The organism is Blastococcus sp. CT_GayMR20 (assembly GCF_004570345.1).
Genome location: NZ_SPQM01000088.1, coordinates 1 through 20,361, shown reverse-complemented (window position 1 = coordinate 20,361; position 20,361 = coordinate 1). Strand labels below are relative to the sequence as shown.

Annotated in this window: 24 protein-coding genes and 2 pseudogenes; 18 read left to right on the top strand and 8 right to left on the bottom strand. The window is 73.1% G+C overall.

Translation table 11 applies throughout. From position 1 onward, the window contains the following. Together E4P40_RS18270 and E4P40_RS18265 are read left to right on the top strand one after the other, a co-directional pair. Nucleotides 1-257 (top strand): annotated as a pseudogene (locus E4P40_RS18270) (NADH:flavin oxidoreductase/NADH oxidase); the annotation flags it as partial. A 43-nt stretch (nt 258-300) separates the two neighbouring features. Further along, nucleotides 301-705 carry a hypothetical protein gene (locus tag E4P40_RS18265; protein ID WP_135159938.1) on the top strand — a complete coding sequence of 135 codons (405 nt, stop codon included), beginning with the start codon at nt 301-303 and terminating at the stop codon, nt 703-705. A gap of 2 nt (nt 706-707) precedes the next feature. Here E4P40_RS18265 and E4P40_RS18260 read toward each other — a convergent pair whose 3' ends face one another. Continuing rightward, nucleotides 708-1,223, bottom strand: coding sequence for an SRPBCC family protein (locus E4P40_RS18260; protein ID WP_135159937.1), 516 nt, complete (start codon nt 1,221-1,223; stop codon nt 708-710). Then, complete coding sequence (locus E4P40_RS18255; protein ID WP_209305400.1) at nt 1,220-1,549, bottom strand: metalloregulator ArsR/SmtB family transcription factor; 330 nt, start codon at nt 1,547-1,549, stop codon at nt 1,220-1,222. The genes E4P40_RS18260 and E4P40_RS18255 overlap by 4 nt, the downstream gene beginning before the upstream one ends. Before the next feature lie 72 nt (nt 1,550-1,621). Here E4P40_RS18255 and E4P40_RS18250 point away from each other — a divergent pair, with 72 nt between their 5' ends. Together E4P40_RS18250 and E4P40_RS18245 are read left to right on the top strand one after the other, a co-directional pair. After that, nucleotides 1,622-1,825, top strand: coding sequence for a hypothetical protein (locus tag E4P40_RS18250; RefSeq protein ID WP_135159935.1), 204 nt, complete (start codon nt 1,622-1,624; stop codon nt 1,823-1,825). A 36-nt stretch (nt 1,826-1,861) separates the two neighbouring features. Next, nucleotides 1,862-2,824: a nitronate monooxygenase gene (locus E4P40_RS18245; RefSeq protein ID WP_135159934.1), complete on the top strand. Its 963-nt coding sequence runs from the start codon at nt 1,862-1,864 to the stop codon at nt 2,822-2,824. A 12-nt stretch (nt 2,825-2,836) separates the two neighbouring features. On the opposite strand, the gene E4P40_RS18240 is transcribed toward E4P40_RS18245, so the two are convergent. Next, nucleotides 2,837-3,529: a DsbA family oxidoreductase gene (locus tag E4P40_RS18240; RefSeq protein WP_135159933.1), complete on the bottom strand. Its 693-nt coding sequence runs from the start codon at nt 3,527-3,529 to the stop codon at nt 2,837-2,839. Between the two features lie 46 nt (nt 3,530-3,575). Beyond that, a complete protein-coding gene (locus tag E4P40_RS18235) occupies nt 3,576-3,953 on the bottom strand; it encodes an FKBP-type peptidyl-prolyl cis-trans isomerase (protein WP_135159932.1) in 378 nt (125 codons plus the stop codon). Nucleotides 3,954-4,061: 108 nt separating this feature from the next. Here E4P40_RS18235 and E4P40_RS18230 point away from each other — a divergent pair, with 108 nt between their 5' ends. The 3 genes and pseudogenes from E4P40_RS18230 to E4P40_RS29050 form a co-directional block, all read left to right on the top strand. Continuing rightward, complete coding sequence (locus tag E4P40_RS18230; protein ID WP_135159931.1) at nt 4,062-4,448, top strand: VOC family protein; 387 nt, start codon at nt 4,062-4,064, stop codon at nt 4,446-4,448. Then, nucleotides 4,448-6,160 carry an alpha-glucosidase gene (locus E4P40_RS18225; protein ID WP_135159930.1) on the top strand — a complete coding sequence of 571 codons (1,713 nt, stop codon included), beginning with the start codon at nt 4,448-4,450 and terminating at the stop codon, nt 6,158-6,160. The genes E4P40_RS18230 and E4P40_RS18225 overlap by 1 nt, the downstream gene beginning before the upstream one ends. Nucleotides 6,161-6,206: 46 nt before the next feature. After that, nucleotides 6,207-7,055: pseudogene (locus E4P40_RS29050) on the top strand (MFS transporter); the annotation flags it as partial. Here the strand turns inward: E4P40_RS29050 and E4P40_RS18215 are convergent. After that, nucleotides 7,004-8,197, bottom strand: a complete 1,194-nt coding sequence (locus E4P40_RS18215) for an acyl-CoA dehydrogenase family protein (RefSeq protein ID WP_135159929.1) — start codon at nt 8,195-8,197, stop codon at nt 7,004-7,006. The pseudogene E4P40_RS29050 and the gene E4P40_RS18215 sit on opposite strands and share 52 nt — an antisense overlap. 111 nt (nt 8,198-8,308) lie before the next feature. Next, entirely contained in the window at nt 8,309-10,279 is a 1,971-nt protein-coding gene (locus tag E4P40_RS18210) for an acetoacetate--CoA ligase (protein WP_135159928.1), read from the bottom strand. A 65-nt stretch (nt 10,280-10,344) separates the two neighbouring features. Here E4P40_RS18210 and E4P40_RS18205 point away from each other — a divergent pair, with 65 nt between their 5' ends. From E4P40_RS18205 to E4P40_RS18180, 6 genes are all read left to right on the top strand, one after another. After that, on the top strand, nt 10,345-10,749 hold the full coding sequence (locus E4P40_RS18205) for a DUF2237 domain-containing protein (protein ID WP_135159927.1): 405 nt from the start codon (nt 10,345-10,347) through the stop codon (nt 10,747-10,749). A gap of 44 nt (nt 10,750-10,793) precedes the next feature. Next, complete coding sequence (locus tag E4P40_RS18200) at nt 10,794-11,288, top strand: glutathione peroxidase (RefSeq protein ID WP_135159926.1); 495 nt, start codon at nt 10,794-10,796, stop codon at nt 11,286-11,288. Nucleotides 11,289-11,366: 78 nt separating this feature from the next. Further along, a complete protein-coding gene (locus E4P40_RS18195; RefSeq protein ID WP_245160421.1) occupies nt 11,367-12,416 on the top strand; it encodes an iron ABC transporter permease in 1,050 nt (349 codons plus the stop codon). Further along, entirely contained in the window at nt 12,413-13,441 is a 1,029-nt protein-coding gene (locus tag E4P40_RS18190; protein WP_135159924.1) for an iron chelate uptake ABC transporter family permease subunit, read from the top strand. The genes E4P40_RS18195 and E4P40_RS18190 overlap by 4 nt, the downstream gene beginning before the upstream one ends. Then, the gene (locus E4P40_RS18185) at nt 13,438-14,253 is read left to right on the top strand and encodes an ABC transporter ATP-binding protein (RefSeq protein WP_245160420.1); all 816 of its coding nucleotides are present in this window, start codon (nt 13,438-13,440) and stop codon (nt 14,251-14,253) included. The genes E4P40_RS18190 and E4P40_RS18185 overlap by 4 nt, the downstream gene beginning before the upstream one ends. A gap of 88 nt (nt 14,254-14,341) precedes the next feature. Continuing rightward, a complete protein-coding gene (locus E4P40_RS18180) occupies nt 14,342-15,346 on the top strand; it encodes an ABC transporter substrate-binding protein (protein ID WP_209305398.1) in 1,005 nt (334 codons plus the stop codon). A gap of 43 nt (nt 15,347-15,389) precedes the next feature. On the opposite strand, the gene E4P40_RS18175 is transcribed toward E4P40_RS18180, so the two are convergent. Both E4P40_RS18175 and E4P40_RS18170 read right to left on the bottom strand, forming a co-directional pair. Next, complete coding sequence (locus tag E4P40_RS18175) at nt 15,390-16,355, bottom strand: EamA family transporter (protein WP_135159922.1); 966 nt, start codon at nt 16,353-16,355, stop codon at nt 15,390-15,392. Nucleotides 16,356-16,404: 49 nt separating this feature from the next. Continuing rightward, entirely contained in the window at nt 16,405-16,890 is a 486-nt protein-coding gene (locus E4P40_RS18170) for an STAS domain-containing protein (protein ID WP_167762284.1), read from the bottom strand. A 64-nt stretch (nt 16,891-16,954) separates the two neighbouring features. Here E4P40_RS18170 and E4P40_RS18165 point away from each other — a divergent pair, with 64 nt between their 5' ends. The 5 genes from E4P40_RS18165 to E4P40_RS18145 all read left to right on the top strand — a co-directional run bounded on the left by E4P40_RS18165 (nt 16,955) and on the right by E4P40_RS18145 (nt 20,099). Then, a complete protein-coding gene (locus E4P40_RS18165) occupies nt 16,955-17,365 on the top strand; it encodes a hypothetical protein (protein ID WP_209305397.1) in 411 nt (136 codons plus the stop codon). 179 nt (nt 17,366-17,544) lie between these two features. Further along, nucleotides 17,545-17,913, top strand: coding sequence for a hypothetical protein (locus E4P40_RS18160; protein WP_135159919.1), 369 nt, complete (start codon nt 17,545-17,547; stop codon nt 17,911-17,913). A gap of 22 nt (nt 17,914-17,935) precedes the next feature. Further along, nucleotides 17,936-18,724, top strand: a complete 789-nt coding sequence (locus E4P40_RS18155) for a thioesterase family protein (protein ID WP_135159918.1) — start codon at nt 17,936-17,938, stop codon at nt 18,722-18,724. Nucleotides 18,725-18,762: 38 nt separating this feature from the next. Continuing rightward, nucleotides 18,763-19,659, top strand: coding sequence for a mechanosensitive ion channel family protein (locus tag E4P40_RS18150; RefSeq protein ID WP_135159917.1), 897 nt, complete (start codon nt 18,763-18,765; stop codon nt 19,657-19,659). Further along, the gene (locus E4P40_RS18145; RefSeq protein WP_135159916.1) at nt 19,656-20,099 is read left to right on the top strand and encodes a hypothetical protein; all 444 of its coding nucleotides are present in this window, start codon (nt 19,656-19,658) and stop codon (nt 20,097-20,099) included. The genes E4P40_RS18150 and E4P40_RS18145 overlap by 4 nt, the downstream gene beginning before the upstream one ends. Nucleotides 20,100-20,361: the final 262 nt, after the last annotated feature.

Below are 20,361 nucleotides of genomic sequence, written 5' to 3'. Positions count from 1 at the left end.
CCATGGCGGTGGGCATGATCGTCGACGCGCGACAGGCGGAGGCTGTCATCGCCGGCGGCGCCGCCGACCTCGTGGCCGTGGGCCGCCAGGCCCAGGACGACCCCAACTTCGCGGTGCACGCCGCGCGGGACCTGACCGAGGACTACGCGGTCTACCCGGTACAGGCCGGCGCGCGCATCCAGGCGCGGGACCGGGTGCTCGGCCGACTGGGCCCGTGGACCGGCCCCGACCCCGTGCAGGTCGACCAGCCGGCCTGAGAAAGGGCCCACACGAGGGTCGGGCGTCCTACGGTGCGGCGCTATGGCGAATCGCCGGGCGCTGGTCGCCGTCTCCGCCGTCCAGTTGGCTGCCGGTCTGGTCGGTCAGGTGGTCGCCCTGCGCCGGCGCCGTCCCTACGACGTCCCGTTCATGCACGGCAGCCCGGACCACGTGGCGCGCGACTCGCTCTGGTTCGGCGCGTCGTACAGCGCGCCCGTCTACATGACGGGCTCGCAGCTCTACGCCCTGGTACGGCTGGCCGCCGGGCCGGACGAACGAGCCCGCACGATGCTCCGGCTCCTCGGGACGACGATGATCGGTGGCTACCTGGTCGAGCGCTTCAACCGGAAGTTGCTGACGCCGTCGGGCTTCGACCCGCTGGAGACCCCGATCGTGGTGGTCGGGCTGGCCGGTTCGGTCGCGATGGCGGTGCTGGCGCGGCCCTGACCTCAGGACGGTGACCGGCCGTAGCCCGGGCCCACCTCGGCGACGAACGCGTCCCACTCCGCCGGGGCGGGGCGTCCGCCGAGTACCGAGTCGAGCTTGTCCAGGTACCAGTGCCAGCCCATCGCCATGTCCGCGACGTCGGCCTCGGCCGGGAAGACCTGCACGAAGCTGAGCCAGGTCCGGCCGTCCTCGCTCCACAGGTCGAGGGCCACCCGCCAGTTCTCGGTCTCCTGCTGCACCCACTCGACCACCAGCCGCCGCGGCGGATCGCACTCCAGGATGGTCGTGGGATCGCCGGCGTGCTCGCCCTCCTCCTGCGTCATGACGAAGGTGCCCGTGCCCCCCGCCCGGCGCTCCCCCTCGTACCTCCCGATCCAGCGAGCGAGGCGGTGGGGTTCGGTGAGCGCCGACCACACGTCCTCGATCGGATCCGGCCAGGACCGCCGGAACTCCAGGCGCTGCCGCCCGTCGTCCTCCCTGGTCACGGTGCCCCGCCGGGTGCCGAGGTGCTCGGTCATGCGCCTGCTCCGCTCGTCCGTGCCCGCCGGCCGCGGGCGATCTCGGTGTCCAGTGCGTCCAGCCGCTGGGCCCACAGGTCGCGGTAGGGCTCCAGCCAGTCGTCGAGCTCCCGCAGGGGACGCGGGTCGAGCGCGTAGAGCCGCCGCCGTCCGTCGGTCCGAGAGCGCACCAGACCGGCCTCCCGCAGGACCCGGAGGTGCCGGCTGATGGCCGGGCGGCTCACCGGAAAGCGGTCGGCGAGGTCGCCTGCCGCGCGCTCGCCGCCGGCCAGCAGGGCCAGCAGCTCGCGTCGGGTCGGATCGGCCAGTGCCGCCAGCGCCTCCACACGCAATGCGTAACACATGCGTTACGCATGCGCCAGGGTTCGGCCCGTGCGCGCCGGGGCAAGCGGAGGAGCATGACCGTCACCGATCCCGACGTGCCCGACCCGCTCAACGACCCGCGCACCCTGCAGGCCGACCCAGGGGCCTCGGGCGAGGGCGCCGACCTCGCTTCCGGCGCCGACGACCCCGAGTCGACCGGCGAGGACGAACTGGCGACCAGTGCGACCGAGGCCGACGAGGCCGGCGGGGGCGACGTCACCGGTGGCGCAGTTCGCTGAACCGCCGGAGTCGCTCGGCTGCGGCACCATGGCTGCGTGATCAAGACTCCGCTGACCCGCTGGTTCGACCTGACGACGCCGGTCATCGGTGCACCGATGGCCGGTGTGTCCGGCGGCGAACTCGCCCGCGCGGTCTCCCTCGGCGGGGGACTCGGGATGATCGGCGTCAGCGGTCGGCACAGCGCCGGGTTCGTGACCGACCAGTGCGCCGTACCGGCGGCCTCGGAGGTCCCGTTCGGGGTCGGGCTGATGATCTGGGCCCTCGACGACCGGCCCGATCTGCTCGAGGTGACGATCGCCGCGCAGCCGAGCCTGGTGTCGATGTCCTTCGGCGATCCCGCACCCTACGTCGGTCCGCTGCACGACGCGGGGATCGCGGTCGCGTCGCAGGTCAACACGCTCGCCGACGCCCACCGCGCGCTGGAGGCGGGCGTCGACGTGCTCGTCGCCCAGGGCACTGAGGCCGGCGGGCACACCGGGCAGCGCACGCTGCTACCGCTCCTGCAGGAGGTCCTGGCCCTCACCGACCGGCCGGTCGTGGCCGCCGGCGGCATCGCCACGGGTGCCGCCATGGCAGGCGCGCTCGTGGCCGGTGCGGCCGGCGTGTGGGTGGGGACGGCGTTCCTGTCCTGCACCGAGGGACTCAACTCCGCCGCCGCCCGCGAGCGGGTGCGCGAGGCGACCGGGGACGAGACGGTGCTGACCCGCGCCTTCGACGTCGCCGAGGGCATCGCCTGGCCCGAGCGGTGGCCGGGCCGGGCGCTGGTCAACGAGTTCTCCCGTGTGTGGCACGGCCGGGAGGACGAACTGGTGGAGGACGACGACGCGCGGCGGCTCGTGGTCGAGGGACGGCGCACCGGCGATCCGGCGACGGCACCGCTCTACGCCGGCGAGGCCGTGGGCCTGGTGACGACGGAGCGGTCGGCGACCGACGTCGTCCGGGAGCTGGACGCCGGGGCCGAGAAGGCGCTGCGGGCCGCGTCTCGCCTGCTCACGTGAGCGGGTCCTTCCCTAGACGTTGCAGCTGTCGTCGTCGCAGCCGTCGGCGGCCGGCACCGTGACGAGCGGGTGGGCATCGGACCACGCGCGCTCGAGGATGTTCAGCAGCAGCTCGGCCGGCTGGGCACCGGCGGCGCCGTACTTGCGGTCGACGACGAAGAACGGGACGCCGGTGGCGCCCAGGGCCTGCGCGGTGGCGGCGTCGGCGTGGACGGCGGCCAGGTAGCGCCGGTCGGCCAGTGCGTCGCGGACCTCGGCCTGGTCGAGACCCACCTCGGCGGCCAGCTCGGCGAGCGAGTCGACGTCGAAGACGGAGCGCCCCTCCTCGAAGTGGGCGTGCAGCAGACGCTCCTTGAGCTCGCCGCCCCTGTCGCGCTCGGCGGCCAGGTGGAGGGCCTGGTGGGCGAGCAGCGTGTTGCCGCTGACACCGTCGGCCAGGTGGTACTCCAGGCCCGCACGGGCGGCGACCTCCTCGACCCGCGCCATGTTCGCGCGCATCGCCTCGACGCTGGTGCCGTACTTCGCGGCGAGCGCCGGCAGGGTCGCGTGGGTCTCGCCCTCGGGCACGGAGGGGTCGAGCTGGAAGGACCGCCAGACGACCTCGACCTGGTCGCGGTGCGGGAACCGCTCCAGGGCGGCCTCCAGCCGGCGCTTGCCGATGTAGCACCACGGACAGACGACGTCGGACCAGACCTCTACGCGCATGCCCGTGTCAACTTGCTTGCCCGCTCAACCATTCCGGGCGGACCGGTCACCGGACGCCGACGAGGTCCACCACGAAGACCAGCGTCGCCCCGGGCTTGATGACGCCGCCGGCTCCGCGGTCGCCGTACGCCTTGCGCGACGGGATCGTCAGCCGGCGGCGGCCGCCGACCTTCATGCCGGCGATGCCCTCGTCCCACCCCTGGATGACCATGCCCACACCGAGGCGGAACTCCAGCGGGTCGCCGCGGTCCCAGGACGCGTCGAACTGCTCGCCGCCGTCGTGGGTGACCCCCACGTAGTGGGCGCTGACCAGGCTCCCCGCGGTCGCCTCGGGTCCGTCGCCGACGACGAGGTCCTCGATCACGAGGTCGTCCGGGGCGGGCCCCGTCGGGGGCTCGACGTCCGGTCGGCTCAGCTCGGCCACGGTTCTCCCTCCTGCGCCGGGGCTCTCCCGGACGCCGGGCCCATCCAAGCACCGGTGCGCAGACGAGTCCGACCGGCGCCGGTCGCACCCCGTCGCTACGGTCGCGACATGCTCGACCACCTGTCACTGCAGTGCGACGACGTCGATGCCTCGGCCGGCTTCTACACGCGGGTCTTCGCCGCGTGCGGGGTCCGCGAACTGATGCGGCACGAGAGCCCGGGCGGCGCCGTCGTGGGGCTGTGCGGCGCCGACAGCTTCCCCCGGCTGTGGCTCGGCTCCGCCGTCGACACCGGCGTACGGCCGGTGCACCTGGCGATCCAGGCGCCGACCCGGGAGGCCGTGGACGCGGCGTTCACCGAGGCGCGGGCCACCGGCGCGGAGGTCCTGCACGAGCCGAGGATCTGGCCGGAGTACCACCCGGGCTACTACGCGGTCTTCGTCCGCGATCCCGACGGCAACAACGTCGAGGCCGTGCACCACACGTTCCCGTCCTGATGGAGGCGCCCTGGTGGGCGAGCGCCGTGGCCTACCAGGTCTACCCGCGCTCGTTCCAGGACTCCGACGGCGACGGCATCGGTGACCTCGGCGGCGTCCTCCAGCGCCTCGACCACCTCACCGACCTCGGCGTCGACGTCCTGTGGCTGTCGCCGGTGTACCCGTCGCCGCAGGCCGACAACGGCTACGACATCAGCGACTACCAGGGCATCGATCCGCTGTTCGGCACGCTGGAGCAGCTCGACGAGCTGATCGCGGCGCTGCACGCCCGCGGGATGCGGCTGGTCATGGACCTGGTGGTCAACCACACCAGCGACGAGCACCCGTGGTTCGAGGAGAGCAGAGCGTCCCGGACCTCGCCCAAGCGCGACTGGTACTGGTGGCGGCCGCCGCGGGGCGGCTTCGCGGGCGGGGACCCCGGGGCCGAGCCGACGAACTGGCAGTCGTTCTTCTCCGGCCCTGTCTGGGAGTACGACGCGGCCACCGGCGAGTACTACCTGCACCTGTTCGACCGCAGGCAGCCCGACCTGAACTGGGAGAACCCCGAGGTGCGCGAGGCCGTCTACGCGATGATGCGGTGGTGGCTCGACCGCGGGGTCGACGGCTTCCGCATGGACGTGATCAACATGATCTCCAAGGACGTCGCCGAGGACGGTCACCTGCACGACGGGCCACCGCTCCCGGGGTCGTCGCTGGGCGACGGGTCGGCGTCCTACCTGTGCGGGCCGCGGATCCACGAGTTCCTCCAGGAGATGCACCGGGAGGTCTTCGCCGGGCGGGACGGCACGTTCCTGACCGTCGGCGAGATGCCCGGGGTCACGATCGAGCAAGCGCGGCTGTTCACCGACCCGGTGCGCGCCGAGGTGGACATGGTCTTCCAGTTCGAGCACGTGGGCCTGGACCACCAGGGCAGCAAGTGGCGGCCGGTGCCGCTGCGGATGCGCGACCTCAAGGCGTCGTTCGGCCGGTGGCAGACCGGCCTCGCCGACGTCGGCTGGAACTCCCTCTACTGGGACAACCACGACCAGCCCCGGGCGGTCTCCCGCTTCGGCGACGACAGCCCGGAGTTCCGCCGCGACTCGGCGACCTGCCTGGCGACCCTGCTGCACCTGCACCGCGGGACGCCGTACGTCTACCAGGGCCAGGAGATCGGGATGGCGAACTTCCCGTTCGCCTCCGTGGACGACTTCCGGGACGTCGAGTCGGTCAACCACTTCGGGGCGGCGATGGTCGTGGGCGAGGACCCGGCAGCCGTGCTCGCCGCCATGCGTCGGATGAGCCGGGACAACGCCCGCACCCCGGTGCAGTGGGACGCCTCGCCGTCCGCGGGCTTCACCACCGGGACGCCGTGGCTGCCGGTGAACCCCGACCACGTCGAGTGGAACGCGGCCGCGCAGCGCGACGACCCGTCGTCGGTGCTCGCCCACTACCGGCGGCTGATCGCGCTGCGGCACGAGAACCCGGTGGTCGCCCTCGGCGACTTCGCGATGCTGCTGCCCGACCACGACGACGTCTACGCCTTCACCCGCAGCCTGGACGGCGAGACCCTGCTGGTCGTCTGCAACGTGAGCCGGCGATCCTGCGACCTGAGCGACCTGCTCCCCCAGGCCGTCGGCGCTCCGCTGGTGCTCGGCAACCTCCCCGACCCCGGTCCCACCCTGCGCCCGTGGGAGGCCCGCGTCCTCGACCTACGAGACCGCTCGGTCGCCTAGGTTCTCCGTCGTGCGGCGCGTGGTCGAGGCGGTCTTCCCGGCCCGCATGGGAAAGCCGTTCCGGTGGCTGGTCGGATCGACGTGGACCAGCAACCTCGGCGACGGGCTCGAGATCGCCGCCGGGCCGCTGCTGATCGCCTCGCAGACCTCCGATCCGCTCCTCGTCGCCCTGGCGGGCCTCCTCCAGCGGCTCCCCTGGCTGCTGTTCGGGCTGTACGCCGGCGCGCTCGCCGACCGCATCGACCGGCGGCTGCTCGTGGTGACCGTCAACCTGGCGCGTGCCGCGGTGCTCGCCGTCCTCACCGTCGCGCTGGTCACGGGCCGGGTGAACGTCACCGTCGTCCTCGTGACCATGTTCGTGCTCGGCACGGCCGAGGTCTTCGTCGACACGACCTCGGGCACCCTGCTGCCCATGGTGGTGCCCAAGGCCGATCTCGGCATCGGCAACGCCCGGCTCATGGTGGGTGGCATCACGCTGAACGAGCTGGTCGGGCCGTCGCTCGGCGCCCTGCTCTTCGCGGCAGGGGCAGCGTGGCCCTTCTTCGCGCAGGCGGTCTGCATCGCGCTCGGCGCCGTCCTCGTCTCCCGGATGGCCGTCCCTCCCCTGACGCGGCCCGAGACCCGCACCCACATCGGCCGTGACATCGCCGAAGGCTTCCGATGGACGTGGGGCAACCGCGCGGTGCGCACCCTGACCCTCACGATCGTCACGTTCAACGTCACGTACGGCGCCGCGTGGTCGGTGCTGGTCCTCTACGCGACCGACGTCCTGGACCTCGGCGCCGTCGGCTTCGGTCTCCTCTCGACCATCGGTGCGCTGGGCGGCATCGTCGGCACCTCCGGTTACGGCTGGCTCGAGCGGCACGCCAGCCTGGCGACGATCATGCGGGTCGGGCTGCTGATCGAGACCTTCACCCATCTCGGCCTCGCGCTCACCACCACCGGCTGGTTGGTCACCCGCACCGACATCTCGGTGGCCTCGAGCTTGACCATCGACGCCTCCTTCTCGCACGGGACGCCGAGGTCGAGCAGGTGCGCCACTTGGCGGTAGAAGGCGCGGCACTGCTCGATCTGCGCAGCCATCTCTGCGACGGCGAACCGCAGCGCCTGGAAGTCGCCGATCGGATGGCCGAACTGCTCGCGCTCCTGCAGGTAGAGGATCGAGTCCTCGAGCGCCGCCCGGGCCAGGCCGACGGCGCGCGCGGCGGTGTGCACGCGGGCGGTGTTCAGGAACTTCTGCGCCTCGGCGAAGCCCGCCCGCTTCGCGGCGTCGCCCTCCTCGTCGCTGGCGGCCGCCTCGTCGATGACGTTGCCCTTCGGAACCCGGACGCCGTCGAGGGTGAGGTCCCAGGTGAGGAAGCCGTGGTAGCCGACCTTGTCGATCGGGTAGCCGGACATCCCCTCGGGGAACTCGCCGCGCTTCTTCTCGACCAGCAGGTTGACCAGGCCCTTCGACCGTGACTCGCCTTCCTCGGGGTCGCGCTCGCGCACCAGCACCTGGATGAAGTCCGCGGCCTTGGCGTTGCCGCACCAGCGCTTGCGCCCGGTCACCACCCACTCGTCGCCGTCGAGGACGGCGCGGGTCGAGACGCCGGCCAGGTCCGAGCCGGCGTCGGGCTCGGAGAGGGCGATGGCGCCGATCCACTCGCCGCGCGCGCTGCGGGCCATCAGCTCGGCCCGGCGCTCGTCGTCGGCGACCGCCGTCCCGAGACCCTGGGACCGGGCCAGGATGCTGGCCGTCGACATCCACGCGCGGGCCAGCTCCTCGGACACCGTGCAGTACTCGAAGACACCCAGCCCGAGGCCGCCGTTCTCCTTCGGGACGGTGATGCCGAAGTAGCCGAGGTCGGCCAGTCGGTCCAGCAGCGACGCCGGGATCTCGCCCTTCTGCGGGTCCAGCTCGTTGGCGACCGGCAGCACCTCGTCCATCGCGAACCGGCGGGCCTGCAGCTGCAGTTCCTCGCGCTCGGGCGTGTGCCACGGGGGCAGCAGTACCGGCGGCTCGGGCTGCCAGGTCTCGTTCTCGGTCGACGTCATCGTCGGCTGTCTCCTCGGCTGGCGGGGATGATCACGTACACCTTGGGCGCCGGGGGTGCCCCCCGCACGTCGCCGTCATCCACCCAGGTGAGCATGATCACGCCGACTGGCCTAGACGCCGCGGTCCTTGGCCAGCCGGACGTAGTGCTCGACCAGCGACGCGTCGTCCACCGCGCCGGTGTTGACCGCCTTCGCTGGGTCGATGCCCTGGAACAGCCGCTTGAGGGGCACCTCCAGCCGCTTGCCGGTGCGGGTGTGCGGCACACCGGGGACGGCGATGATCTCGTCGGGCACGTGCCGGGGCGACGCCTGCTCGCGGATCGCCTTCTTCAGCCGCGCCTGGAGGTCGTCGGTCAGCTCCTCGCCCGGCGCCAGCTGCACGAACAGCGGCATCCAGTAGCCGCCGTCGGGCAGCTCGACGCCGAGGACGACGGAGTCGAGGACGGCGGGGATCGACTCGACGGCGGCGTAGATGTCCGCCGTCCCCATCCGGACGCCGCCACGGTTGAGCGTCGAGTCCGAGCGGCCGGTGATGACGCAGGTCCCGCGCTCGGTGATCTCCAGCCAGTCGCCGTGCCGCCAGACGCCGGGCCACGGCTCGAAGTACGACTCGCGGTAGCGCGTGCCGTCGGGGTCGTTCCAGAAGTACAGCGGCATCGACGGCATCGGCTCGGTGACGACCAGCTCGCCCAGCTCGCCGACCACCGGCCGGCCGTCCTCGTCCCACGCCGCGGCGGCGACGGCGAGCATCGGCCGTTGCAACTCACCGACGGTGACCGGCAGCAGCGGTGCGCTGCCGATGAACCCGGTCGCGACGTCGGTGCCGCCGGACAGCGAGCCCAGGAAGACGTCGTCCCGCACGGCGTCGTAGACCCAGCGGAAGGTGGAGGACGGCAGCGGCGACCCGGTCACGCCGATCAAGCGGATGGCCGACAGGTCGTGCCGCTCACCCGGCCGCTCACCGGCCTTCTCGCACGCCCCGAGGTAGCCCGGGCTCGTGCCGAGGAACGTCATGCCCGTGCGCGCGGCGAGCTCGAACTGGACGTCGACCGACGGATAGGTGGGCGCGCCGTCGTACACCACCACCGTCGCCCCGGTCAGCAGCGCCGACGTGGCGATGTTCCACATGATCCAGGCGGTCGAGGCGTACCAGAAGAAGCGGTCACCGACGCCGACGTCCATGTGCAGCGCCGCCTGCTTGCGCTGCTCGAGCACGACCCCGCCGTGCCCGTGCACGATCCCCTTCGGCAACCCCGTCGTCCCCGACGAGTAGACGATCCAGAGCGGGTGGTCGAAGGGCAGCTCCGCGAACTCCGGCTGCTGCTCGTCGGCGACCGCCTCGGCCCACGCCAGCGCCCCGTCGGGCAGCTCGTCGGGGAACAGCCGAGGGACGGAGACCGTCGTCCGGACGGTCGGCAATGCGGCCCGCAGCTCGGCGACGACGTCCCGCCGGTCGTAGTCCCTGCCGTTGAACCGGTAGCCGTCGACGGCGACCAGCACCGTGGGCTCGATCTGGGCGAACCGGTCGAGGACGGCGCGGGTGCCGAAGTCCGGCGCGCAGGAGGACCAGACGGCGCCGATCGACGCGGCGCCGAGGAAGGCGACGACGGCCTCGGGCACGTTGGGGAGGTAGCCGGCCACCCGGTCGCCGGGCTGCACGCCGAGCCGGCGCAGGGTCGCGGCGAAGGCGCCGACCTGCCCGCGCAGCGTCGTCCAGGAGACCTCGACCGGGGCGGTGTCCTCAGCGACGACGATCAATGCCGGGTGCGCGTCCGTGACGTTGCGGAACACCTGCTCGGCGAAGTTCACCGTCGTCCCCGGGAACCAGACCGCGCCCGGCATGGACCGGTCGGTCAGCACCTGGTCGTCGGGGACGCCCGGCAGCACGCCGGTCCACTCGGCGATGTCGGCCCAGAACTGGTCGAGGTGCTCCACCGACCAGCGCCACAGGGTGTCGTAGTCGACCGGGTCGCCGAAGGAGACCCCCCGGCGCTCGGTCACCCAGGCGGCGAAGGCCGCGACACGGGTTGCGCGGATGCTCTCCGGAGTGGGCCGCCAGAGGACGTCGGGCTGCTCGGGCACGTCCGAACCATGCCATCCTGGGCACGCGCCGACCACGCCTGTCCGCCGACCGTCCAGGAGCGCCCGTGCAGCCCGAGCCCGCGGACGAGCGCAACGTGCTGGGCGGGCCGCTCCAGACGTGCGGCATCGACCCGGTCACCGGTTTCTACCGGGACGGGCACTGCACCAGCGGCCCGGAGGATCTCGGCTCGCACACCGTGTGCGCGGTCGTCTCCGCAGACTTCCTGGTCATGCAGCGGGACCTCGGCAACGACCTGTCCACGCCGCGGCCCGAGTACGGCTTCCCCGGCCTGAAGCCCGGCGACCGGTGGTGCGTCGTCGCCGTCCGCTGGCTGCAGGCCTACCAGGCCGGCGCGGCAGCGGGCGTCGTCCTGGCCGCCACCAACGCCCGCGCCCTGGAGATCGTGCCGATCGAGGCACTGCGCCAGCACGCCGTCGACGTCCCGGACGACATCAGCGGCCTGGCGTGACGGCACCGCGGAATGAACGCCCCGCCCGTGGCGCTGCCCGGGGCATGAGCGACCTCCTCGACCTGTCCGTGACCACGCTGCAGGGCGAGCCGACAACGCTGGGGCACCTCACCGGCGGGAAGGCCGCGCTGGTGGTCAACGTGGCGAGCAGGTGCGGGCTCACCCCGCAGTACGGCGCCCTCGAGGCACTGCAGGAGGAGTACGGCGACCGCGGGCTCACCGTCGTCGGCGTGCCGTGCAACCAGTTCAAGGGCCAGGAACCCGGCACCGCGGAGGAGATCGCCGAGTTCTGCTCCGCGACCTACGGCGTCACCTTCCCGATGACGGAGAAGGTCGAGGTCAACGGCCCCGGCGCGCACCCGCTCTTCCAGCGGCTGACCACGGCGGCCGACGCCGACGGCACCGCCGGTGACGTCCTGTGGAACTTCGAGAAGTTCCTGATCAGCCCGAGCGGCGAGGTCGTCGGCCGGTTCCGTCCCACGACCCTGCCGGACGCGCCCGAGGTGCGCGCCGCGATCGAGGCCGTCCTCCCGGCCTGAGCGGCCGGTCCACCGGCAGACGGGCGTCGGTAAGGTAAGGCTTCCTTTCCTTCGCGTGTCCGTCCCCGGGAGCTGCTCGTGACCGCCACGACCGTGGCCCCGGCGCCGGGCGGCACACCGGTGCGGACGGCCCGGTCGCGACGGCTGGCCGGCCTCCTCCTGCTGGTGGTCGTCCTGGCCGCGGCCTGCCTGGCGAGCATCGCCGTCGGCACCCGCTCGATCGGTCCCGGCGAGGTCTGGCAGGCACTGTTGGACAGCGGTCTGACCAGCGAGGAAGCGGTCATCGTCCGCCAGCTCCGGGTGCCGCGCACGGTGCTCGGCCTGCTCGTCGGCCTCGCGCTCGGCGTCTCCGGCGCCCTCATGCAGGGACACACCCGCAATCCCCTGGGCGATCCCGGGCTGCTCGGGGTGACGGCCGGCGCGAGCCTCGCCGTCGTCACCTCGATCGCCCTGCTCGGCATTCCCAGCCCGTCGGGCTACGTCTGGTTCGCCTTCCTCGGTGCGCTGGCCGGCACAGTCCTCGTGTACGCGATCGGCTCCGCCGGCCGCGGCGGCGCCACCCCGGTCACCCTCGCCCTGGCCGGCGCCGCCCTGTCCGCCCTGCTCTACGCGCTCGTCCGCGCCGTCCTGGTCAGCGACCAGCAGACGCTGGACTCGTTCCGGTTCTGGGTCGTCGGCTCCCTGGCCGGCCGCGGTGGGGACGTCGCCTGGCAGATCGGGCCGTTCATCCTGCTCGGGCTCGTGCTCGCCCTGGCCAACTCCCCCGCGCTGAACCTGCTGGGCCTGGGTGAGGACGTCGCCCGCGGCCTCGGCCAGCGGATCTGGCTCGCCCGCGCGGTCGGCCTCGCTGCCATCACGCTGCTCTGCGGTGCGGCCACCGCCGCCTGCGGCCCGATCGCCTTCGTCGGCCTGGTCGTGCCGCACGCCGTCCGGGCGGTGACCGGGCCCGACCACCGGTGGCTGATCCCGTGCTCGGGCCTCGCCGGCGCGGCCCTGCTGCTCGTCGCCGACGTCCTCGGCCGGGTGGTCGCCCGCCCCGGGGAGCTGCAGGTCGGGATCGTCCTCGCACTGATCGGCGCACCGTTCTTCATCGCGCTGGTGCGCCGCCGTCGGACGGCGACGCTGTGACGGTCCTCCGGGTCGGGCCGGTGTCGGGGCGCGTGCGCTGGCGGCACCTCGTCGTGCCGGCCGCCGCGTCCGCCGTCCTCGTGCTGCTGTCCGCGGTGAGCCTGGGCCGCGGCGACTTCCCCATCGGGATCGTCGACGTCCTCCGCACGCTGATCGGCCTCGGCGAGGGGGCGCAGAGCTTCATCGTCCTGGACCTGCGGGCGCCGCGGATCGCGGTGGGGCTGCTCGTCGGCGTGGCGCTCGGGGTCGCCGGCGCGCTCTTCCAGACGTTCGCCCGCAATCCGCTGGCCTCCCCCGACACCCTCGGCATCACGATGGGCGCCTCCGTGGGCGCCGTCGCCGCGATCGTGCTGACCGGCGGAGCGGTGAACGGGCTGGGCGTGCCGCTGGCCGCACTGCTCGGTGCGCTCGGCACCGGCGCCCTCCTGTTCCTGCTCACCTGGCGCGCCGGCATCGACGGCTACCGCCTCGTCCTGGTCGGCATCGCCCTGTGGTCCTTCGGCACGGCGCTCGTCGACTGGCTGCTCACCGACGCCGAGATCTACGACGCCGCGTCGGCCTACGTGTGGATCACCGGCTCGCTCAACGCCCGCACCTGGAACCACGCCCTGCCGCTCGCCGTCTCCCTCGCCGTCCTGCTGCCGATGGCCCTGGCGCTGAGCCGGGTGCTACGGATCCTGCAGCTCGGCGACGACACCGCCCGGGGGCTCGGCGTCCGCCTGCAGTCGGCCCAGGCCGCGACCGTGCTGGTCGCCGTCGGCTGCGTCGCCTTCGCCGTCTCCGCCGCCGGGCCGATCACCTTCGTCGCGCTCGTCGTCCCGCAGATCGCCGTCCGGCTCACCGGCGGCGGCCGGCCGCCGCTGCTGGCCTCGGGGCTGCTCGGTGCCGTGCTCGTGGTGGGCGCCGACCTCGTCACCCGCACCGTCCTCCCGGAGGCACTCCCGGTCGGCATCCTCACCGCCGTCCTCGGGGCCCCCTACCTGCTCTGGCTCCTCGTCCGCGGAAGGCGGCGATCCACCCTGTGACCCAGCTGGTGAACCTTCCGAACGGACCGGTCCGTCTCGCGGCCGAGCGCGTCTCCCTCGCCTACGACGAGGCCGTCGTCGTCCGCGACCTGGACCTGGAGCTGACCGAGGGCTCCTTCACCGCGATCGTCGGCCCCAACGGCTGCGGCAAGTCCACGCTGCTGCGGGCGCTCGGCCGGCTGATGCGGCCGGCGAGCGGGCAGGTGCTGCTCGACGGCCGCGCCATCGCGCGCACACCGACCCGCGAGGTCGCGAAGGTGCTCGGCCTGCTCCCCCAGACCCCGATCGCACCCGACGGGCTCACCGTCGCCGACCTCGTCGCCCGAGGCCGACACCCGCACCAGAGCTGGCTGCGGCAGTGGTCCCGCGACGACGAGGCGGTGGTCACCGAGGCGCTCACCTGGACCGACATGGCGGGACTGGCGGACCGGCCGGTGGACGAGCTGTCCGGTGGTCAGCGGCAGCGCGCGTGGATCTCGATGGCGCTGGCCCAGGGCACCGACCTGCTGCTGCTCGACGAGCCGACGACCTACCTCGACCTCTCGCACCAGATCGACGTCCTCGAGCTGGTCGGGCGGCTGCACGCCGAGCGCGGCCGGACCGTCGTCGTGGTGCTGCACGACCTCAACCTCGCCGCGCGCTACGCGCGGCGGCTGGTGGCGATGAAGGACGGCGAGCTCGTCGTGTCGGGGACGCCGGAGGAGGTGCTCACCGAGACCCTGCTGGCCGACGTCTTCGACCTGGAGGCGCGCGTGCTGCCCGATCCGGTCACCGGGACGCCGATGGTGGTGCCGGTGCGCCGGCTGCGCTGAGCGCAACCCTCGTCGGCCGGAGAGTTAGGACAGGCTAACCTTTCCCTCGACCGGGATCACCATGCATCCCAGACCTCGAGGAGTTCCGTTGCACCTCACATCCCGACGCCTGACCGGCGGCCTCCTGGCGTTCGGCTTGGCCGTTCCCCTGAGCGCCTGCGGCGAGGACGCCGCCACCGGCACCCAGCCCGCCGCCGCGGACGGCTGGGAGTTCACCGACGACCTCGGCACCACCGTCTCCCTGGACGAGGTGCCCACCCGCGTCGCCGGGCTCAACGACGTCCTGTCCTCGCTGTGGAACTACGGCATCGCGCCGGTCGCCAGCTGGGGCCAGACCTCGATCGAGGACGACGTCGCCTTCGAGGGCAAGGACCTCTCGGGCGTCGCGGTCGTCGGCACGAGCTACGGGCAGATCGACCTCGAGGCCCTGGCCGCCGCCGACCCCGACCTCATCGTGACGTCGGTCTACCCGACCGACTCCGAGGGCACCCTCGACCCCGCCGCGCCGCTCTACGGCTTCGAGTCGATCGAGCAACAGGAGCAGGTGGCGGAGATCGCGCCCATCGTCGGCATCGCCTGGCGCGGCTCGGCCGACGAGGTCATCGAGCGGACCGTCGAGCTGGCCGCGTCCCTCGGCGTCGACGTGGACGGTGGTGAGGTGGCGCAGATGCGCGAGGAGTACGAGGCGGCGTCGGCCGAGCTCACCGAGGCGGCCGGGAGCGGCGTCAGCGTGCTGCCCGTCTTCGCGACCGAGGCCGACGGCTGGTGGATGGCCAAGGCGCCCGACGACCCGTCCCTGCACCTCTACCAGGACCTGGGCGTGAACTTCGTCGACCCGGGTGGCGACGGCTACTTCTGGAACTCCGTGGGCTGGGAGGAGGTGCCGAACCACCCGAGCGACGTGATCCTCTACTCGCTGCGGTTCAGCATGAGCCCCGAGGAGATCGCCGCCCAGCCGACCGCCGCGCTGCTCCCCGCCGTCGAGTCCGGCCAGCTCCACCCGTGGAAGTACCTCGGCATGGACTATGTGGCCCAGGCCGAGTACATGACCGAGCTCGCCGGCTGGCTCGCCGAGGCGCAGAAGGTCACGTGATCCGTCCCGGAGGTGCCGAAATGGCCATTTCGGCACCTCCGGCTCAGGTGGCGAGCGGTGCCGGCGTCTCGGGGAGGGGCGTCGGCACCGGCGCCGCCCGGGCGGTCTGCGCCAGCACGATCCCGGTGAGGACGACGGTGCCGCCGGCGATCTGCCAGCCGGAGAGCACCTGCTCGAGCCACAGCCAGGCGACGATCGAGGCGAACACCGGCTCGACGGTCGCCACCAGACCCGCCGCCGTCGGGGCGAGGTGCTGCAGTGCCGCGATCGACAGCCAGAACGGCACGACCGCACCGAGGACGACGATCCAGGCGACCAGCACCCACAGCGGCAGCTCCAGGCCGCCGAGGGACATCTCCACCGGCTCGCCGAGCACGGCGGTGTCGAACTGCCACCACGGAGCGGCGACGGACCAGAACACGGCCGCCGCCACGAAGCTCCAGCAGGTGAGCGCCACGGGGTCGCGGGTGACCGTGCCGCGCTCGCCCATCAGGTAGTAGGTCGCCAGGCACAGCGCCGCGATCAGCGCCGCGACCACGCCGACGACGTCGAGCGAGCCGCCGTCCTGCCACACCTCGGCGACCAGGAGGAGGCCGGACAGGGAGAGCAGGAGCGCCACCCACAGCCGGCTGCGCACCGTCTCGCGTCGCACCAGCCAGACGTAGAGCGCGATGAAGACCGGGGCGGTCATCTCGAAGACCAGCGCGATGCCGACCGGCATCCGGCCGATCGCCACGTAGTAGAGGAACTGGGTGAGTGCGACACCGACGACGCCGAAGACGGCGAGGAACGGCACCTCGCGCCAGGTGATCCGCAGCCGGCGGGGCGACACCACCGCCAGCACCAGCAGCAGCCCGAGCGCGGCCCCGGTGCAGCGCAGCGCGGTCAGCCGGGTGGGCGCGATGCCGGCGTCCAGCGCGAGGGTGGAGACGGTCCCGTTCACGGCGAAGAAGCCCGCCGCCGCGAGGGTCAGGGCGTAGCCGAGGGAGGGACGCGCGACGCGGGGCACTCCGGCAACGTAGTCCCCTATCCGCGCCGAGCCACCTACGGGGCGGCGCTCAGAAGAGGACGGGGTCCTCGCGTGCCGGCAGCGTCTCCACCGCGCCGGCCGGCGCCTCGAACACCCGGTCGAGCCCGGTGGCCTCGAACGCGCGCCAGACCGACGGCTGCGTGCCGCGGATCCGCAGCGCGATCCGCCGCTGCTGGCACCAGCGCCGCACGCCGAGGAGCACCGACAGCCCGGTCGAGCCGATCGACGGCACGCCGCTCAGGTCGACCTCGAGCACCGCGCACCCGGCCAGCGGCTGCTCGGCGACGACGGCCTCCAGCTGCGGGGTGGTCACGCCGTCCAGGTCCCCGCTCACCGCGACCACGGTGCGGACCCCCGTGGACAGCCACTCGACGCGCACCGCAGGAGCAGGCGGGTGCGCACCCCACCGCGGACGACGTCCGCCCGGTGACCGCGACAACCGTCGCGAGACGTCCCACTCGTGCGCCCGAACCATGCCGTGCTCCCCCAGCCCCGCCGACGGCACCGCCGTCACCCCGCGAACGTACGCAGCCCCGGAGACAGTTCCGCGGTACCGACGGCGGGCCAACGTGACGCCCGTGCCATCCCCGGACGACATGACGAGCGCGGTCACCGACTCCATCGACGAGCGAACGGGCAGGTCGATAGCCGGATGGGTGGCGCTGGTCGGCACGGCGGGGGTGGACCCGCTCGACCAGAACGCCGTCCGCACGTGGCTGCGCGAGGTGCACGGTGTGCGGCAGAACACCCAGTGGGCCATCGCCGACGAGGTCGCCCGGGCCGCCGGCTGGGTGCGGCCGACCGTCGAGCAGTACGTCGACGGGCAGTACACCGGTGCCCGGGCTGCGCTGCGGCCGGTGTTCGACGCCGTCCGCGAGGCCGCGAAGGCGCCCGGCTCGGCCACCCACCGCGTGCGGCTCACCACCGTGGACGACGTCGACGACGAGGTGCGCACGCTGCTGCGGGCCGCCTGCGAGCAGAACGGCTGACCGCATCGTCGGGGAACTCGTTGACCGGCGGCGCTTCGAAGGCCCTGCTTCCCAGAAGGTGGGCCGACCCGCGAGCCCCTGAAGATCAGCTCTGGTTCAGCGGGGCCTCCGGGAGCGGGAGGGCCCGGTGGACCAGTGGTGATCATGGCGACCTCAGGGTGCGCGCGCACACTGGAGCCGTGGAGGAACGGCCGCCGTGGTCCGATCGCCGCCGGCGGACCCTGATCCTCCTGGCGCTCGGCATCGTCGCGTTCGGCATGGGCGCGATCGCGCTGCCGGACCGGTACGGCATCACCTCGGCGGCCCTCGCTGCGCTGTGCGCCTTCCTGCTGGTCACCGCTGCGATCGTGTTCATGGTGATCCCCGGGCCGGACACGCTGCGCACGCTGCTGGCGACCGTGCCCCTGGCGGGGGCGGTGCTCGTCGTCGCAGTCCTCCTGCTGCTCTCGACCGACGCCGAGCTGCGCTGGCTCTGGTCGCTGATCGCCGTCGCGGCGGCCGCCTGGACGGCGACGGCGGTGTGGCAGACCCGGCGCTCGGGCTCCTGAGCGGCCCGACAGACTGCACGGCATGGAGCTGCCCCCCGCCCTCTACGAACCCACGGACGACGGCTTCCTCGCCACCGCGCTGACCATCGGCCCCTGGGACGCCGGCCTCCAGCACGCCGGCCCGCCGGCCGCGCTCCTGCTGCGCGCGGCGGAGGAGGCCAGCGGCATCGAGGGCGGCCAGACCGTCCGGATGGCCTACGACATCTTCGCGCCCGTGCCCGTCGGCCCGGTCCGGATCCGGACCTCCCTCGTCCGCCCGGGTCGCCGCATCGAGCTGGTCGAGACCGTCCTCTCCGGCGCCGAGGACCGCCCGCTGATGCGACTCTCCGCCTGGCGGATGCGCACCCACGGCGACGCCCCGGTCACCGAGGATCTCCAGCACCCGGCCGCCGCCGGACCGGAGGAGAGCAAGCCCGAGGACGCCGCGTTCTTCACGGAGGACATCGCCTACCACCGAGCGCTGGAGTGGCGGTTCGCGACCGGCAGCTTCAACGCCCCCGGACCGGCGTCGGCGTGGACCCGACCCCGCTGCGAGCTCGTGGCCGGCGAGCCGATGACGCCGCTGCAGCACCTGCTCGTCATGACCGACGCGGCCAGCGGGATCTCCGCGGAGCTGGACTGGGCGACCGCGACCTTCGCCAACGTCGACCTGCTGGTGTCGCTGCACCGCCCGCCGCGCGGCGAGTGGGTCGGCGTGGACGCCCGGACGGTGCTCGGCGGCACCGGCGCGGCCCTGTGCAGCGGCGTGCTGTTCGATGCCGACGGCCCGATCGGCCGGTCGGCGGCGTCACTGTTCGTCGAACCGCGCTGACCTACGGTGGACGCGATGACGACGCGACGTGGAGTGACATGGGCCCGCTGATCGAACTGCGCGACTGGCTCTCCGGCCGAGGGCTGGAAGTCGTCCTGATCGTCCTCGGCTCGGTGCTGCTGGCCCGGTTCGTGGCCTGGGTCGGCTCCCGCATCACCGACCGGATCGACAGCCAGTCCACCGGCGGCGACGTGCTCGTGCGCTCGGAGGCCGCGAAGCACCGGCACTCCCTCACCCAGGTGCTGACCTGGGCGGCGATCGTGCTGATCTACTCGATCGCCGTGTTCTTCGTGCTCGACCGGCTCGGCGTCCCGGTGACGGGCCTGGTGGCACCGGCGACCGTCCTCGGCGTCGGGCTCGGCTTCGGTGCGCAGCGGATCGTCGGCGACGTCCTCGCCGGGTTCTTCATCATCACCGAGCGGCAGTACGGCTTCGGCGACGTCGTCTCGATCACCGTCACCGGCGCCGGGGAGCCGGCCACCGGAACCGTCGAGGACGTCACCCTCCGGGTCACGCGGATGCGCTCGTCCAACGGCGAGGTCATCACGGTGCCCAACGGCGCCATCGCCAAGGTCGTGAACCTGTCGCGCGACTGGGCCCGCGCTGTCGTCGACGTCCCGATCCCGACCAGCGTCGACGTCAACCGGGTCAACGAGATCCTGCGCGAGGTCGGCCGCGAGGCCTTCCGCGATCCGGGCCTGCGGCCGCTGCTGCTGGACCCGCCCAGCGTCATGGGCGTCGAGAGCCTCGACCTCGAGCAGGTGAACGTGCGCATGGTCGCGCGCACCCTGCCGGGCAAGCAGTTCGAGGTCGGCCGCGACCTGCGCGCCCGCGTCGTCCTCGCGTTCCGCGACCAGGGGCTGAACGTGCCGCCGCCGACCGCGGTCGACACCCCCGTGGTCGAGGGCGACCTGGCACGCGAGGGCGAGCGGTGAGCGGCTCCACCGGCGAGCAGCCGGCCGTCACGCCGACGGTCAGCACCGCACCGGCGCGCTCGCGCTGGTCGAAGCTGCCCGCCCACCTCGGCCGGGCCCGCACGTCCACCGTCGTCCTCGGGGTGCTGTTCCTGGCGATCGGCACGCTCTGGCTCAACATCCGCCCGGAGACGCCCGACGCGGGGACGACCACGAGCGGGGTCAGCGACCAGCAGCCGGCTCCGACGACGACCCCCGCCGCGCCGACGACGGCGGAGGAGACGACGACGCCCGCCCCGGAGACGACCGACGACGAGCCGACGACGACGGAGGAGTCCACGACCTCCGAGCCGACGAGCGGGACGACCGACAGCCCGACCCCGACCGATCCGACGGAGACCGACGCGCCCACGACCACCCTGCCGAACCCGGGGACCCCGACGGACACACCCGCCGGCTGACGGGATCCCCTCCCTTGGGGTGACGCACGGTTATCTCTCGGCCACAACGCCCATACCCTCGGGACGTCGTCCACCGCACCAGGCGCTTCGCAGGGCCTGCGTCAGCCGACTCTGAGCAACGGAGTGTGACCATGGCGCTCGTCCACGAGCGGCAGGGCGTCCGTGCGGAACCCGTCCGGTCCCCCGGGGACGTCACGATCTGGCGGCTCGATCTGGCCGACCCCCGATGGGACCTCGCGTTCGCGGACTCCGTGCTGGACGA